12 protein-coding genes are annotated in these 16,013 nt (G+C 67.9%); 7 read left to right on the top strand and 5 right to left on the bottom strand.

Going from position 1 to position 16,013, the window contains the following annotated elements; translation table 11 throughout:
- Positions 1-35 precede the first annotated feature (35 nt).
- From NC4_RS14780 to NC4_RS14805, 7 genes are read left to right on the top strand one after another with little or no spacing between them, the layout of a single operon-like run.
- Entirely contained in the window at positions 36-656 is a 621-nt protein-coding gene (locus NC4_RS14780; RefSeq protein WP_067537778.1) for a hypothetical protein, read from the top strand.
- Positions 656-1,123 carry a flotillin family protein gene (locus NC4_RS41615; RefSeq protein ID WP_218021117.1) on the top strand — a complete coding sequence of 156 codons (468 nt, stop codon included), beginning with the start codon at positions 656-658 and terminating at the stop codon, positions 1,121-1,123. The genes NC4_RS14780 and NC4_RS41615 overlap by 1 nt, the downstream gene beginning before the upstream one ends.
- The gene (locus NC4_RS14785) at positions 1,032-2,504 is read left to right on the top strand and encodes a flotillin family protein (protein WP_218021120.1); all 1,473 of its coding nucleotides are present in this window, start codon (positions 1,032-1,034) and stop codon (positions 2,502-2,504) included. The genes NC4_RS41615 and NC4_RS14785 overlap by 92 nt, the downstream gene beginning before the upstream one ends.
- Positions 2,501-7,873 (top strand): DNA repair ATPase, encoded by a 5,373-nt coding sequence (locus NC4_RS14790; protein ID WP_067537781.1) that lies wholly within the window; start codon positions 2,501-2,503, stop codon positions 7,871-7,873. The genes NC4_RS14785 and NC4_RS14790 overlap by 4 nt, the downstream gene beginning before the upstream one ends.
- A complete protein-coding gene (locus NC4_RS14795) occupies positions 7,866-8,549 on the top strand; it encodes a vWA domain-containing protein (RefSeq protein WP_067537784.1) in 684 nt (227 codons plus the stop codon). The genes NC4_RS14790 and NC4_RS14795 overlap by 8 nt, the downstream gene beginning before the upstream one ends.
- A complete protein-coding gene (locus NC4_RS14800; RefSeq protein ID WP_067537787.1) occupies positions 8,549-9,472 on the top strand; it encodes a protein phosphatase 2C domain-containing protein in 924 nt (307 codons plus the stop codon). The genes NC4_RS14795 and NC4_RS14800 overlap by 1 nt, the downstream gene beginning before the upstream one ends.
- A 2-nt stretch (positions 9,473-9,474) precedes the next feature.
- Positions 9,475-10,992, top strand: coding sequence for a protein kinase family protein (locus NC4_RS14805; protein WP_067537791.1), 1,518 nt, complete (start codon positions 9,475-9,477; stop codon positions 10,990-10,992).
- Between the two features lie 382 nt (positions 10,993-11,374).
- Here the strand turns inward: NC4_RS14805 and NC4_RS14810 are convergent, their stop codons facing one another.
- The 5 genes from NC4_RS14810 to NC4_RS14830 all read right to left on the bottom strand — a co-directional run bounded on the left by NC4_RS14810 (position 11,375) and on the right by NC4_RS14830 (position 15,768).
- Positions 11,375-11,956 (bottom strand): TerD family protein, encoded by a 582-nt coding sequence (locus NC4_RS14810; protein WP_067537794.1) that lies wholly within the window; start codon positions 11,954-11,956, stop codon positions 11,375-11,377.
- Positions 11,957-12,013: 57 nt separating this feature from the next.
- Complete coding sequence (locus NC4_RS14815; RefSeq protein WP_067537797.1) at positions 12,014-12,508, bottom strand: TerD family protein; 495 nt, start codon at positions 12,506-12,508, stop codon at positions 12,014-12,016.
- A 318-nt stretch (positions 12,509-12,826) separates the two neighbouring features.
- Entirely contained in the window at positions 12,827-13,261 is a 435-nt protein-coding gene (locus tag NC4_RS14820) for a DUF6653 family protein (protein WP_067537800.1), read from the bottom strand.
- A gap of 127 nt (positions 13,262-13,388) precedes the next feature.
- Positions 13,389-14,411, bottom strand: coding sequence for a hemolysin family protein (locus NC4_RS14825; protein ID WP_067537804.1), 1,023 nt, complete (start codon positions 14,409-14,411; stop codon positions 13,389-13,391).
- Complete coding sequence (locus tag NC4_RS14830; protein ID WP_067537807.1) at positions 14,404-15,768, bottom strand: hemolysin family protein; 1,365 nt, start codon at positions 15,766-15,768, stop codon at positions 14,404-14,406. Before NC4_RS14830 ends, NC4_RS14825 begins: the two co-directional genes overlap by 8 nt.
- Positions 15,769-16,013 lie beyond the last annotated feature (245 nt).

Raw genomic sequence — 16,013 nt, forward strand, 5'->3', positions numbered from 1 at the left:
TCTGCGTACCCTTTTCGGCCCGGCACCTGCCGGGCATGCGTGAGTTCTTCGCGGCGACACTGAGTTTTCCCACCGTTCTCTTCAGCTTCGCGCTGATCGTCGTCGTCGCGTTCTGGCTCGCCGTCCTGATCGGCGGCGCCGAGGCCGAGCTCTTCGAATCCGGCCCCGATGCCGAGGTCCCCGCCGTTCACGAGCGGTGGGGTCTCGGTGGGGTGCCCGCCACGCTCACGCTGTCGGTGCTCATCGCACTGGCATGGTTTCTGTGCCTGGCCGGATCGGCCCTGACCGCAATGCTGCATCTCGGTGGCGTCATCGGAGTACTGAGCGGTGTCGGCGTGCTGATCGGCGCCGTCGTCGCGGCTGTCGCCGCGACGCGTGCGGTGGTGATCCCGCTGCGCCGCGTGTTCGCACCCGCCGACCCGATCACACGGGACTCGCTCGTCGGCCGTGTGTGCGTGATCCGCACCGGCCGCGTCGGACCGGATTTCGGTCAGGCCGAACTCGTTTCGGCCGACGGCTCGTCGGCGATCGTCCAAGTCCGGCAGACCGTTCAACAAGCCATGGAAACGCCACTCACACACGACGTTTCCGCCATCGTCTACGACTACGACCCGGCCACCGAGACCTTCTGGGTGGCCGCTGTGGAGGGGATTTGATGTCTACCATCGCCATTGGACTCGGTGTCCTGCTCGGCCTCGCGCTGCTCCTCGCGATCGCCACGCTGTTCGTCGTGAGCAGTCTGTTCAAGAAGGTGGAACAGGGCCGCGCGCTGATCATTTCGAAGATGCGCCGGGTGGATGTCACCTTCACCGGCGCGGTCGTGCTGCCGGTGCTGCACAAGGCCGAGTACATGGACATCTCGGTGAAGACCATCGAGATCGCCCGTGTCGGCCGTGACGGCCTGATCTGCCGGGACAATATTCGCGCCGATATCCGCATCACCTTCTTCGTGCGGGTCAACAAGACCGTCGACGATGTCATCAAGGTGGCCCAGGCCATCGGCACCCCCCCGCGCCAGCGATCAGGCGACCTTGCAGGAACTGTTCGCCGCCAAGTTCTCCGAGGCGCTCAAGACCGTCGGCAAGCACCTGGACTTCGTCGATCTCTACACCCAGCGCAATGAATTCCGCGACCGCATCATCGCGGTGATCGGCACCGACCTCAATGGCTACAGCCTCGAGGACGCGGCCATCGACTATCTCGAGCAGACCCCGCTGATGCAGCTCGACGCCCAGAACATCCTGGACGCACAGGGCATTCGCAAGATCACCGAGCTGACCGCCGTGGAACATGTGCGCACCAACGAGTTCCGGCGTCAGGAGGAGAAGGAGATCACCCGCCAGAACGTGCAGGCCCGCGAGGCGGTGCTGGAGCTGGAACGCCAGCACGCCGACGCCGAGATCCGGCAGAAGCGCGAGGTGGAGACCATGCGCGCCCGCGAGGAGGCCGAGATCGCCCGCGTGCAGGCTGAAGAGCGGCTGCGCTCGCACGGCGCGCACCTGCGCACCGAGGAAGCGCTCGGAATCCAGCAGGAGAATATGGGCCGGGAGATCGCCGTCGCGGAGAAGAACCGCGAACGAGTGATCGCCATCGAGTCCGAGCGCATCGAGAAGGACCGGCTGCTCGAAGTGACCGCCCGCGATCGTGATGTGGCGCTGGCCAAGATCGCCGCCGATCGGGAGTTGGAAACCGAGAAGCGCACCGTCGCCGAGGTCGTCCGGGAACGCGGCGCGGTGGACAAGACCGTCGCCGAGCAGGAGGAGCAGATCAACCGGCTGCGCGCGGTCGAGGCCGCGGAGCGGGATCGGCAGGCCGTCATCATCCGCGCCGAGGCCGAGGCGCAGGAGCATCTGGTCAAGGACATCAAGGCCGCGGAGGCCGCCGAGGCGGCGGCCAAATTCAAGGCCAAGGAGGCGCTGGCCCTGGCAGAGGCCGAGCAGCAGGCCGCGGATCTGCAGGCGCAGGCCAAGATTCGGCTCGCCGAGGCTTCCCAGGCCGAATCTGCGGCCTACGGGCTCGGTCAGGCGCAGGTCAAGGAGCGCGAGGCCGACGCGGTCGAGAAGATGGGCCGCGCCGAAGCGGTCGCGCTGCGCGAGAAAGGCCTGGTCGAGGCCGAGACGCTGCGCGAGAAGCTCAAGGGCGAAGCGGAAGGCTTGGAGGACAAGGCGAAGGCGATGGCAGCCCTCGACGACGCCACCCGCGAGCACGAGGAGTACCGCCTGCGACTGGAACTGGAGAAGGAGGTGGAACTGGCCAAACTCGACGCCCACCGCGAGGTCGCCGCGGCGCAAGCGACGGTGCTGTCCACCGGTCTGCAGCAGGCGAATATCGACATTGTCGGCGGCGATTCGGTATTCCTGGACCGAATCGTCGGCGCCATCGGCCTGGGCAAGGGGCTCGATCAGTTGATCGGCAACTCCGAGGTCGGCAAGACCGCCGCGTCCGCGCTGCTTGGCAAACTGGCCGGGCGCAACGGCGACGGCGAACGCGCAGCAGTCAAGTGAGCACCGCGGCCCAGGCCGGTCCTGATCGCCGGTTCGGAGGGGAATCCGGCGATCAGGGTCCGGCCGAGACGGCACTGGACAGAGGCATCTACGAGATCCTGCGCGCACGGCTCGGCGCACACGCCACCGAATTGGCGCGACAGGCCGAGCAGCTCAACGACCGCCGGATCGAAGCGTTCGGCGGCACCGAACCGACTCTGCTCGTCACCGTGCGTGTCCGCACGGCGAACAACTGTGTCCCGCGCGACGTGGTCGCGCTGCCCGACGGGCGAATGGTGTTCGGCTACAACGTGTTCGTCGGAATGCGCGCCGAGACCACCGTCGCGGACGTCTTCGCGGTCCACCGGTTCGCACCCGCCCCCGCCGATCGGTCCGGCCCCACAGGTCAACGCGGCAGCGCGATGCAATACGACGCCGCGAAGCGGCGCGGCCCCTCGGGTCACCACGGCAATGCAGGTCAGCAGGGTGGCGCGGGTCGGCACGGCAATGCGGGTCAGCACAGCGGCACCGGTCAGTACGGGGACGGCCGTCAGCACGGGGACGCGGGTGCGGGCGGCGCGGCGGAAGGTCCGCCACTTGGCATCGAATCCGCATACGCCGCTGGACTTTTCGACGATCCGCGATTCCACCGCGACTTCGCCGAGCTGTATCGGTACTACAGCCAGACCCGGTTGCTGCAGTTGCGGCGCGTCGAGGGCCGCCTGCTGGCGGTGTTCCAGACCGGCCAGAGGACCGACGACATCCGGGTGCTGCGCTGGCAACTGGACGCCGACGGATCGATCCGGTATCTGGACAACCGGGGCGAGCGCGATCACGTGTTCCCGCCGTCGCACGACTTCGACTGGATCGAGACCACCCGCGACGACCAGGTACTCGGCCGCCACCCGCATCTGTCGATCCTCGGCGAGGTCTTCGTCGAGACGCTCGGCGGCACCCTGACTATCAAGGTGGAGAACAACACCGAATCCGGCGCGGGCGTCTACAGCGAGCCCGTCGAGGAGCCGTTGCAGAGTCTGGCCGACGCCGACGTGCACTATGCACGGCTCGGTCCGCTCATTCTGTTGCGCATCCGGCCGTACAACGAAACCGGTTGGCGGCAACTGGTTTTCAATACCCGAACCAAGGAGGCGGTTCGCCTGGACGGCCTCGGGCGGTCCTGTCGGCGGCTGCCCGAGGATCAGGGCGTCATCTTCCCGGGCGGCTACTATCTGGTCACCGGCGCGCACAAGCGATTCGACATCGACGTCGCGGATCTCGAATACGAGCGCACCATTCGGGCGGGCAACGGCGAGGATGTGCTGTACGCCTATCACGCCCGCGCCGCCGGACGCACGCTGTTGCTGCCTTACAATATCGTTCGCACCGATGTCGCCAATCCTGTTGCCTGCCAGGGGTATTCGCTGTTCGACGACGGCACGATGGCGGTGCTGCGCGCGCTGTCGGAGGAGCCCGCCCGGGTACACCCGATGCAGGTGTGGCGTACGCCCTTCGCCTCCGATCTGCACGCCGCGCCGCCGGAGGGCACCGGCCCGCTGCATCGGATCGGTAATGCCGAGTTGGTGCGCGGCATCGCCGAATGCCTCGGCGTGGCCCGCACCGTCGACGAGATGCGGCCCTCCGCACGCGTTTTCGAAGCCGTCATCGCGGCGTGCACCCGGGTCGCCGATCAGTACCCATGGCTGGGCGCGGAGGATCTCGGCGATCCGGGCGCCGCCCTGGCCGCGCTGTGCGCTACCGCCGAACAGGTGCTCGACGAGTTCGCGAAGGTCACCGTACTGACGGCGCGGGCCGCCGCCGCGGTGGACGAGCGCATCGCGACGCTCGTCCGCCACGCGCGTGCGGCTGCCCACCGCACCGCCGGTGACTGGGTACGGCTGCTGGCCGACCTGCGCCGGGCCCAGGGACATCTGGTGACGCTGCGGGACCTGCGCTACGCGGACTCCGATCGCCTCGACGCGCTGGCGGCCACACTGGTGGAGTCGCTCGCCGACACGGGTCGTCGCGCGGTCGAATTCCTGGGTGCGGCGGACTCGTTCGCGAGTTACCACGTCGAGCTCGACGACTTGCTGGAGCGGGCCGAGACGTTCGCTTCCGCCGCCGAGGCCGAACCGGTGCGACAGCGCCTGGCCGAGCAGACCGAGTCCCTGCGGGCAGTCACCGAGATCCTCGACGGCCTCGACATCGCCGACGCGACGGTGCGCACCGGCATTCTGGCTCACATCGGCGAGGTGCTCGCCGGGGTCAACCGGGTGCGCGCCAGCGCCGAGGCACGGCGCGTGGAACTGGTGTCGGCGGAGGGCCGCGCCGGGTTCGCCGCCGAATTCGCACTCCTGGGGCAGGCGGTCTCCGGAGCGCTGGCGGAATGTCGCTCCCCCACCGCGTGCGACGACCAGCTGGCGAGACTGCTGGCAACCGTCGAGAATCTGGAGGCCCGCTTCGGCGAGATCGACGATTTCGCCGACCGGCTCGCCGCCAAGCGCGACGACGTCTACGAGGCGTTCACCGCGCGCAAGCAAACGCTGCTGGACGAGCGTTCCCGGCGTGCGCAACGCCTTGCCGACTCTGCGCAGCGCATGCTCGACAGCATCGGCCGCCGCGCGGCGGCGCTCGGCTCACTGGACGAGGTGAACACCTATTTCGCCGCCGACGCGATGGTGGCCCGGCTGCACCAGGCGGTCGCGGACCTACGGGCCCTCGGTGATCAGGTCCGAGCCGAGGAGTTCGACGGACGGCTGCGCTCCGCCCGCCAGGAGGCCGGGCGCGCGCTGCGCGATCGCGCCGACCTCTACGACGACGGCGGCGAGACCATCCGGCTGGGGCGGCACCGATTCGCGGTCGACACCCGGCCGGTGGAGCTGACCATGATCCCGCACGACGGACGCATGTGCTACGCCATCACCGGCACCGACTATCGAGCGCCGTTGCGCGACAACGACTTCGACGCCACGCGGCGGTACTGGTCGCAGCTGCTGGTCTCGGAGACGACCGAGGTGTATCGATCCGAGTATCTGGCGGTGTCGATCCTCATGCAGGCCGAACGGGACGGCAGCCTCGACGGCCTGCACGCGGCGGTCGCCGACGGCGGGCTGTCCGAACTCGTGCGCAAGGCCGCGGCCGGGCGCTACGACGAGGGCTATGAACGCGGCGTGCACGATCAGGACGCGACCGCCATCCTGGCGGCCGTGCTGCGCCTGCACGCGAGCGCCGGGCTGCTGCGGTTCCCCGCCACGGAACGCGCCGCCGCACAGTTGTGGTGGCGCTTCGGTTTCGATGGCCAGGACGGCGCACGCGCGTGGTGGCGGACCCGCGCCGGATCGCTCTCCCGCGTCCGCGCCATCTTCGGCCGGACACCCGCCGTGGCTCAGATGTGCGCCGAATTGGCTGCGGACATCGCGCAATTCACCGCCCGGATCGGTTTCCCGGCCGTCGATACCGAACTGGCCGGGGAGTACCTGTTCGAGGAATTGTGCGCGCCGACACCGAAATTCGTCACCTCGGCCGGAGCCAGGCTGTTGCTGGACCGATTCCACCGCGCCCTGGGCACGGCCTCGGCGACCGCACGCGCCGAGTTCGAGTCCGACCTCGGCACGCTCGCACAAGCCGGGGCGACTATCCCCGCACCGACCGGAATCGCCATGCCCGAACCGGCCGGAGCCACCGCGCCCAAGCCGGTCAACGCCACCGCGCCCGAATCGGTCCGGGCGACGGCACCCCACAGGGCCGGGGCGAGCGTGGCGCTCGCCGCCCGTTTGCAGCTGGCACAGGCCTGGCTGACGGCCTATCTGGAACAGGCCGACGATGCCGCTGAACTGGCGGATGATTTGCCCGAGGCGGTCGCGATCGCGCTGTGCGGGCCCGATCTCCCCCGCACCGAGCCCGCCGCCGTCCGGACCGCGTCGGTCCCCGGTCTGCTGGGCAATCACCCCCGTATCACCCAGCGGGAGTTGACTTTCCGCCTGGACGAGCTGCTGGCGCGCCTGCGCCGCTTCCACTGCGACCGGGTGCCCGGCTTCCGCGCCTACCTGCGTCGGCGCACCGCGTTGGTGACCGCCGAGCGGGATCGGCTGCGGTTGCCGGAGTACCGGCCCCGGGCATTGAGCGGGTTCGTCCGCAACCGGCTCCTCGACGAGGTGTATCTGCCGCTCATCGGCGACAATCTGGCCAAACAGCTCGGCACCGTGGGCGATTCGGACCGCACCGACCGTTCCGGACTGCTGCTGTTGATCTCGCCACCTGGCTACGGCAAGACCACGCTGATGGAATACGTTGCCGCACGGCTCGGCCTGGTGTTGGTCAAGGTGAACGGCCCCGCGCTCGGGCATGACGTCACGTCGGTCGATCCGGCGCGGGCCCCCAGCGCCACCGCCCGCCGGGAACTCGAAAAGATCAATTTCGCACTGGAACTCGGCAACAACGTGCTGCTCTACCTCGACGACATTCAGCACACCTCACCGGAGCTGCTGCAGAAGTTCATCGCCCTGTGCGACGGGCAACGCCGCATGGAGGGCGTGTGGGACGGCCGCGCCCGCACCTACGACCTACGCGGCAAACGGTTCGCGGTGTGCATGGCGGGCAATCCCTATACCGAGCAGGGCAAGCGATTCCGCATTCCGGATATGCTCGCCAACCGCGCCGATGTCTGGAACCTCGGCGATGTGCTCTCCGGCCGTGACGAACTGTTCGCGCTCAGCTACATCGAGAACGCGCTCACCGCGAATCCCGTGCTCGCACCGCTGTCCTCGCGCGAGCGCGCCGATGTGGAACTGCTGGTGCGCATGGCCCGCGGGGACGAGCGAGCCACCGCCGACCGGCTCGCCCACCCCTACTCGTCGACCGAACTGTCCGAGATCACCGCCGTCCTGCGCATGCTGCTGCGGGTGCAGCAGGTGGTCCTGTCGGTCAATCGCGCCTATATCGCCTCGGCCGCGACGGCCGACGCCGCCCGCACCGAACCGCCGTTCCGGCTCCAGGGCTCCTACCGCAATATGAGCGCCCTGGCCGAACGGATCGTGCCGGTCATGAACGACGACGAGCTCGAAGCCCTCATCGACGACCACTACCTCGGTGAGGCCCAGACCCTCGCCGCCGACGCCGAATCCAATCTGCTCAAACTCGCCGAACTGCGCGGCCGTCTGACCGAGCGACAGGCCCGGCGCTGGACCGACGTCACAGCCGCCTACCTCCGCGAGCGGGCCCTCGGCGGCGCCGAGGACGACCCCTTGGTCCGCGCCATCGGCGCGCTCGACCTGCTCGGCGACCGCATCGCCGGAATCGAATCCGCGCTGCGCGCATTCGAATCGGCGGATCCCACCGGCAAACACGGCCGGGCCTTGCCCGCGCCGGGAAGGAACGGAGACAACAATGAGTGAGTCGCGGTTTTCCAATGTCGAGCGCCCGCCGGTGTTTCCGGTGTGCCTCGTGGTCGATGTATCGGGCTCGATGACAGGTGCGCCGATCGAGGCGGTGAACCATGCACTGCCGGAGCTGCGGGACGCGATTCTGGATGATCCCTCGACGGGCGAGATCGCCCGCATCGCGCTGGTGACGTTCTCGACCGAGGCGAGCATTGTGCTGCCGTTGTCGAACCTGCGCGAAACTCCCATTCCGATCCTCCGGGCGGAGGCGCTGACCAATATCGAGGCCGGACTGCGGACGGCACGCTCGGCTGTCGAAACGGGGATCCGGAGTCTGGGCCGAGGTACCCGGTTCTATCGGCCGGTGGTGTTCTTCCTCAGTGACGGGGTGAACACCGGCGGCGACTGGTCCGCGGCGTGGCGGGAGCTGACCGACCGGGAGGACAAGTTCGGGGCCGAAGTGGTGAGCTTCGGCATGGGCGCGGCCGATGAGGCTACGATCAGCCGGATCTCCACCGGGCATGCGTATTTCGCCGCGGAATCCGATCCGGCCACCGCGGTGCGCGCCATTCTGCGCAGCATTGTCGGCAGCATCAAGTCGACGTCGAGTTCGTTCGGCATGCCCAGCGGCGGTGCGCTGATCATCCCGCCCGCCGACGGCCTGACCCGGCTGCCCGAGAATGTCGTCTGATGACCGCTGGCGATCAGCTGCGTGAATCGTCCGGTGCCACAGCGGAGTTGACGGAGTTGCCATCGGAGGCGCCGCAGGTCGGGCGGCTCGTGACCGAATCCGGGCCGCCACGGCTGCCGGGCACACCGATCGCACTCGCAGGTACCCGCGTCGACGCCGGTGTGCTCGCGGACCACCGGCTGGCCGCTGCCAGCCTCGTCGGCCGGGCTCACCTCGCCCAGGGCACGTCGGCGCAGGATGCCTACTGTTTCGCATTGGCGCAGGACGAATCGGCACTGGTGCTCGCCGTGTGCGACGGCGTCGGCAGCAGCCCGCACACCGCTCAGATCGGCGCGGAGTTGCTCGTTCGGCTCTGCTGCGACCGCGCGGCCGCGATCACCGACGTCGAGGCACGCGCGGACGCTGCGGCAGCACTCGGTGCGGCCGTCGCCGACGCGTGCCGTACCTTGTCGGACTGGCGTGCGCTGCTGGCGCCGGAGTTGACCGATCGCGAACTGCATTGCGCCGCACTGGTGTGCCGGTTGCCGCGCGACGGCGGAGCGGCCGTTTTCGTCCGCGCGGGCGACTGCGAGGCCTTCCTGCTGAGCGATGGGGAGTTCGACGCGGTGTTCCCCGAATGCGATACCGGACCGGCCAATGTGGTCCGCGGGGTCCTGCCGTGTCCGGATCCGTCGTCCGTGCTCGAATTCGCGCGATGCGAACTAGGCAATGCCGAGGCACTGGTGCTGGCGACCGACGGCCTGGCGGGCGATCTCTTCGACTCGCCGACGGTGCGTGACTGGCTGGCCGAGCGCTGGGCCGCACCGTGCGGGACGGCCTGGATGCTGGATTCCCTGCGCTATCGCGCACAGGGGTCACACGACGACCGCACGGCCCTGGTGACCTGGCTGCCTCCCCGGCCAGAACGGATGCGAGAGCCGTAACCATGCCCACTCTGTACGGGAGATCCGGTGCGGCGTACCGCGTCGAGGACGAGCCGTTCAATACCTCGGGCGGTCAGTCGGAGCTGTTCCGCTGCCGCGACCGGAGAGATCGGGTGCGGGTCTACAAGCGATATCGATCCCCCGTCACCGATCCCGATCCGATCGACTGGCTGCGCGCGGTCACCGATCGCGGCCGGGCGATCGTCGCCGCCGCCGAGCGCAAGCGCCGCGAGAACGAAACGGCCGAGAGTTCCATCAACTGGCCGATCGACATCGTCTTCGACAAGGGCGCGGTGGCCGGGGTCGTCCTGCCGTTGATTCCCTCGTCGTTCCTGCGAATCGGCGGCAAGGCACAGACATTCGACTACCTGTGTCTCGCGTCGGCCGCTCCGCCGCCCGCGGCGGTGCGCGTCGGAGTCCTCATCCGGATCTGCGATATCTTCGCCGCTCTCGAACGGGCGGGGCTGATTCACGGGGACATCTCGCAGAAGAACATCGTGTGGCGGCAGCATCGCACGCACGCCTATCTCATCGACTGCGACGGCATCCGACCCCGGAACTCGACCGCCCGGCGCGGCGTCGGCACCGAGGGATGGAAGGACCCGCGCTGGGTCGCGGGGAAGATTCCGGCGCACGATCAGTACAGCGACCGCTTCGGGCTGGCGGTGCTCATGTATCGCGGTCTGCTGCTCAACCCGGGCGCACCGGCCCTGGTCGCCGGGCAGTGGCATCGCCCCTCCGGGCTACCCGCCGACCTCGACCCGCGACTGCGCGCACTGTTCGAGCGCGCCTTCGACGAGCCGTACCAGACCGACCAGCGACCGACCGCCCAGGAATGGCGGGCGGGGTTGATCGCTGTCTTCCTGACGCCGGACCGCACCGGCTTCCAACGGACACCATTGCGAGTCCTTGCCCGACATGCCGATCAGTTCCGTCCTGCTCCGGTCACGCCGCAGCGCACCGCGTCGATCGATTCCCGAGCGGGGCGAACGCCTCACACGCCGGGCCCGCCGCTCGTCACCGGAACCGCCAACCCGAGCCGCCGCCGGGGAGTGACGCTCGCCGCCGTCGCGGGTGTCGTGGTCGGATTGCTCGCTGTGTCCGCGATAGTCGACAGCGCCGACGACGCGAAGACCCGAAGCCCGAAGCCGACCGCGATCACCGTGGGCCCCTATGACCCGCTGCCCCCGGGCTCTCACCCGAAATGCTCGAGCAGATTCCACGCACCGCGACATCGCTTCCGGCCCCGCCGGTTCCGGTGGGCACCTGCATCGTGGTCACCGCAACCGGAACCGTCGCCGCCAGCGGCGACTGCGAATCGGCAGGTTTCCCCTATGTGGTCACCGCCGGACTGCCCAATACCGCCGCCTGCTCGACCCGTCAGCACACCGTCGCGTACACCGGCACCCGGAATCGCATCTGCATACAACCGAATCTGCTGCCGCACCAGTGCTACAGCTATCCATCCAATGGGTGGATCACACCCGCCGCCTGTGATCAACCAACCACCGCCCGTCTGACCCTCGCCCTGCCGGGTGGAACCCCGTGCGCCGAACCGTTCGGCGCCGAATTGACGGCCCCCTCCGGCAATCCACCTCGGACGCTGTGTGTCGCCGCAGCCTGACTTCGATAGCCATTGCCACACGGCATGGGTTGGACATGACGAAAAGGACAGCCGTACATCGTCTTCGCCGTCTCCCGATACTCGTCGCGGCCGCAGCCCTCACTGCGGCCGGATGAACCGGCGCTGCGGCGACCAGGCGACGAACCCGGACGAGGCTGGCCCCGCCGATGCCGACCGCGTACCCGATCGGCATCGACAAGACGTGACATCACCGCAACGCCAGGACTTTTGGACGTAGTCCGCGACGGTGCCGACGATCGGGGCAGCAGACCATGGCGCTACTGCATGGCGAAGTGCAGCAGCGCCTGCATATCACCCTGCTTGATCTTGCCCTTGCGGTCCAGCACCTCCAGCTGCCAGTCCGCGCCGTTACGGAAGGCGCGGCAGATCGCGTTGGCGTTATCGGCACCCAGCAGGGACGGCCAGATGTCCGCGACCTGCTGGCTACTGCCACCGCTGGCGTCGTAGACCTTGAACGAGATGTTGTTGGCCTTCTCGAAGGAACTGCCCTTCTTGAACGCGGCGGCCACGAACACGATCGCGGTGATCGCGCTCGGCACGTTCGCGAAGGTCACGTGCACGGTTTCATCATCACCGGCAGCCGCGCCGGTCTGCTCGTCACCGGTGTGGGCCACCGAGCCGTTGCCGAGCGGGTCGAGCGAATCCAGCCCCGCGAACCGCGCCGGATCAGCGCCCTGCATGAGGATCGCGATCAGGTCGAGGTCGACGCCCTTCTTACGGCGCGCAATACCGAGCAGCCCGCCGCTGGCTCCCGCGGAGGGATCCCAGCTGACCCCGACACTCAACTTGGTGATGCCGACGAGATCGGCGGCACCGTCTTCTTTCCTGAGCGTAATCACAGCTCACAACCTACCTAGCGTTCGTATCACGTTGCAGCATTGGTAATTCGGTGTGGGTCAGATGGTGACCCCGAAGTCGCGGGCGATCCCGGTCAGCCCGGACGCGTACCCCTGACCGGTGGCACGGAACTTCCACTCCGCACCATTGCGGTACAGCTCACCGAACACCATGGCGGTCTCGGTGGAGGCGTCCTCGGACAGGTCGTAGCGGGCCAGCTCGGTGCCGTTGGCGCGGTCGACCACGCGGATGTAGGCGTTACGGACCTGCCCGAAACTCTGCCCACGCGAATCGGCTTCGTAGATCGACACCGGGAACACGATGGCGTCGATGGTGGGCGGGGTGTTGGCCAGGTCGACGTTGATCACCTCGTCGTCGCCCTCGCCCTCACCGGTGCGGTTGTCGCCGGCGTGCTCGATGGCGCTGGCGTCGAGGTCGAAGTCGGTGCCCGTCGTGGTGCGCAGATCCCAGCCCAAGCCGACGGCCACCGCCGTCAGGTTCGGAGCCTGCTTGGTCAGCGACACATTGCCGCCCTTGGACAGACTGACGCCCATACCGATTTCTCCTATCGATCATCACGGCGGCCGAGCTCCGGCCAGCCGAAAACGCCCGGCTTACACAGGGACAACGCGAGCAGGGCCCAGTCGGAACGGGGGTCGAGGAAGCTGTGTGCGATCGCATGCTGACCAACCCGGTATCGCCCCTCGAGCCTCATCGGACCGCTTGTCGCCACCTCGCGAACGTACGACCGCCGCAATGGCGTTCGACATGGAGCGGCCCAAAGTCCCACTGGGACTGTCCATATCGTCCGTGCCGGGCATGAGAAAACACTAGCACGTACCACTGTATGGATTGCCGTGCGTAGCGAGACCTCAGATCGGGTTCTCATCTCCGTCGTAGAGGTCGGCGTAGCGTCGCCAGCCGTACAGTGTGAACGCCATACTGGCAGCTACCCCGAGGATGGTCGGAACCTTCCGGCGGTGCCAGGCCGCTAGAATGGCTTCGGCGAGAGCGAGAAAGCCTACGGCGTTGACTGCGCTCATAGTTCGGTCCAGCTCGGGATGAGCCACCCACCGCTCCTCACCGAGGATGGCCCGGGTAGCAAAGGAATTCCGATCGGCAGGCTCTGGGGTCACGATCGGATTGATCGCGAACCAGATCAGAACTCCAGCGCCCACGTCCGCCTGTCGAGTCCAGAACGGTGCGACAGCCAGCGGCGTTGTCAGTAGCCGGGTCCAGGCACTGACAGGATGGGCGTGTCGGGCGAACATCCAGCGACGGAGATACCGTAAACGTTCCACAATCATTCCTACCACCAGCCGGGCTCGGCGAGGTCAGACTCATCTCCCACACATGGTTCGCCGATTCGGGGAGCCAGCGCATTGCGATTCCTGATCGCTGAAGCTGTCGGCCTCAGCGATCAGGAGCTGGGCGTTACCGCGTGTTGGCCGCAACGGTGGGTAGCAGTCGTTGCAGCACATCGGTGATGGTGATCAGCCCGACCAGCTGGCCGGTGCCGGGGGTGGTGACGACGGCCAGGTGATTGCGAGCTTCCCGCATGGTGTGCAGGGCTTCGTAAACCGGAACGGTGGTGGTCATGGTCAGCACCGGCCGCATCAAATCGCTCGCGCTGGTGTGCGGGGCGGCGGTGAGGCTGTCGCGCACGTGGACGACGCCGTGGATCGCGTTCGCGTCGCGGACCAGCAGCCGGAGGTGACCGGTGGTGCGGGAGGCCGCTTTGATCGCGTCCAGGTCGGCGTCGGGGGTGACGGCGCTGGGTGCGGGGTTGGGTCGCACGATGTCGGCGAGGGTGAGGCTCTCCAGTTCCAGTGCGCTGGTGAGGTTCCCGTGGTAGCGCTCGTCGAGAGTGCCCACGGTGGCGGAGTGCTCGACGAGATGCCGCAGCGCGGCGGGGTCCTGCCCGGCGTCGACCTCGTCGACCGGGGTGACGCCGACCTTGCGCAGACACCAGTTGGCCATGCGGTTCAATGCGGTCAGCAGCGGCCGGGTCAACCCCATGAACGCGCGCATCGGGATCGCCAGCACAGTGGCCGACTTCTCCGGGTGCGCGATCGCCCAGGACTTGGGCGCCATTTCCCCGACCACCAGGTGCAGGAAGGTCACGATCACCAGCGCCAGCACGAACCCGGCGACGTCGGCGAACCACAGCGGGGCGCCGATGTTTTCGAACAGCGGTGTCAGCCAGTGGTGCACAGCGGGTTTGGTGATCGCGCCCAGAGCAAGGGTGCACACGGTTATTCCGAGCTGGGAGCCGGCCAGCAGCACCGACAGCTCCGAGGAGCTGCGCAGCGCGGCGCGGGCGGCGCGGCTGGCGGGGGCGGCGTCTTCGAGTCGATGCCGTCGCGCGGCGATGAGCGCGAACTCCACCGCGACGAAGAACGCACTGGCCGCGATCAATACGACGGTAATCGCGGCGATCGTCCAGGGATTACTCATCCGAACTCGCCTCCGGCTCGGCACGAACGAGCATGAACACCGAGGAGGGCACGCGCTTATCCACTGCTCGCACCTGTGCGACCAGCGTGCGCGAGACCGGCCTGTGCCCGGTGGCGTAGTCGGAGCCGTTGGGCGGCAAAGCGATCTCGACGTGGTCGCCGACCTCGGGCAGGCCGCCGAAACTCGCGATGACCAATCCGGCGAGGGTTTCGTAGTCGCCGGTGGGCAGGTGCAGATCCAGCAGGCGCTCGATCTCGTCCAGGTGCAGATCACCCGCCACCAGCCAACCGTCACCTTCGACGACGATGTCGGACTCGGTGCCGGTGTCGTGTTCGTCGGCGATCTCACCGACGAGTTCCTCGGCGATGTCCTCGACGGTGACGACACCGGCGAAGCCGCCGTATTCGTCCACGACCAATGCCATCTCCTCCTTGGCCGCACTCAGTCGGGCGACAACCTCGGGCAGCGGCAAGGATTCGGGCACCATGACCGCGGGCCGCAGCCTGTCCCCGGCGGTCCCGGCGAGCGGGCCGTCGAGCAGATCGTGCAGATGAATGACACCGCGCAGATCGTCGTTGGTGACGCCCACGACGGGGTAGCGGGTATGACCCGAACCCATCCGTGCAAGGACCGCGGTCACCGGATCATCGACGTGCACGGTGTCCACCCGCGCGCGGGGAATCATGGCGTGCTCGGCGGTGCCGGTCGGGAAGTCCAGGATCCGGTCGAGCAGGGTGGACAGCTCGCGCGGCAGTTCCCCGGCATCCCGCGAGGCGGCGACGATGTGCTCGAGGTCGCGCGGGGTGGCCGAGTGCTCGACATCGTGCACCGGTTCGATACGCAACGCGCGCAGCAACACATTGGACGACTGGTCGAACAACCAGATCAGCCAGCCGAACACCTTCAGATACACCGTGGTCGACATCGCCAGCCAGTGCGCCACCGGCTCGGGGCGGGCGATGGCGAGGTTCTTCGGGAACAACTCACCGAAGACCATCTGCACGATGGTGGAGAACGCGATCGCGACCACGGTACCGACCGCGACGCCGACCGCGGTCGGCACGCCCACACCGCCCAACAGTTCGCCAAGTCCTCGCCCGATCAGGGGTTCGGCGACAAAACCCACCAGCAATCCGGTGACGGTGATACCGAGCTGAGCGCCCGAGAGCATGAACGAGGTGCGGCGCGTGACGGCCAAAGCGTGACCGGCGGCACTGTCGCCGGCTTCGGCGCGGGCCTTGAGCCGGGACCGGTCCACGGCCATGAACGCGAATTCCTGGGCCACGAAATACCCGGTCAACGCAGTGATCAGCAGGACAACGAGAATGCCGAGGAGGATGCTCAACACAGTCAGCACGACCCCACCTCGGCACTACATTGCGGAGGGTCCGCAGGAGGCGAGCAGGGTATTCGAGGTTTGCGCTTCGCGCGTTTCATGGCCTCTCTCATTCGAGAAAACGGATGTGGGACCGAGAATAGATCAAGCTACAGCGCCGACGCCGCGACGGACTCGAGACCGCGACGCCCAGGCCCTCGTTCGAGGACCCGGGCTCGCTGTGCAGGTCCGTCTGCGGCGCAGCGCTATTCGCTGGCGGCCAGGGG

This window comes from Nocardia crassostreae (genome assembly GCF_001613405.1).
GTDB classification, from domain to species: Bacteria; Actinomycetota; Actinomycetes; order Mycobacteriales; family Mycobacteriaceae; genus Nocardia; species Nocardia crassostreae.